At 56.6% G+C, this 477-nt stretch carries 1 rRNA gene; it reads left to right on the top strand.

Features of this window, described 5'->3' with window-relative positions:
• Positions 1 to 477, top strand: a 16S ribosomal RNA gene (locus tag ACTHSL_RS12985); the annotation flags it as partial.

Genomic DNA, 477 nt, shown 5'->3' with positions numbered 1-477 from the left:
GCGTCAGATGTGTATAAGAGACAGCCTACGGGTGGCAGCAGTGGGGAATCTTAGACAATGGGCGAAAGCCTGATCTAGCCATGCCGCGTGGGTGATGAAGGCCTTAGGGTCGTAAAGCCCTTTCGCCGGGGAAGATAATGACGGTACCCGGTAAAGAAACCCCGGCTAACTCCGTGCCAGCAGCCGCGGTAATACGGAGGGGGTTAGCGTTGTTCGGAATGACTGGGCGTAAAGCGCGCGTAGGCGGATCGCAAAGTTGGGGGTGAAAGCCCAGGGCTCAACCCTGGAATTGCCTTCAAGACTCGCGGTCTGGAGTTCGAGAGAGGTGGGTGGAATTCCGAGTGTAGAGGTGAAATTCGTAGATATTCGGAGGAACACCAGTGGCGAAGGCGGCCCACTGGCTCGACACTGACGCTGAGGCGCGAAAGCGCGGGGAGCAAACAGGATTAGATACCCTAGTAGTCCTGTCTCTTATAC

Source organism: Neisseria sp. P0008.S010 (genome assembly GCF_051962715.1).
Classification (GTDB): Bacteria; Pseudomonadota; Gammaproteobacteria; order Burkholderiales; family Neisseriaceae; genus Neisseria; species Neisseria elongata.
Note: the sequence above shows the minus strand (reverse complement) of the source record. Positions and strands in the feature narration are given on the sequence as shown.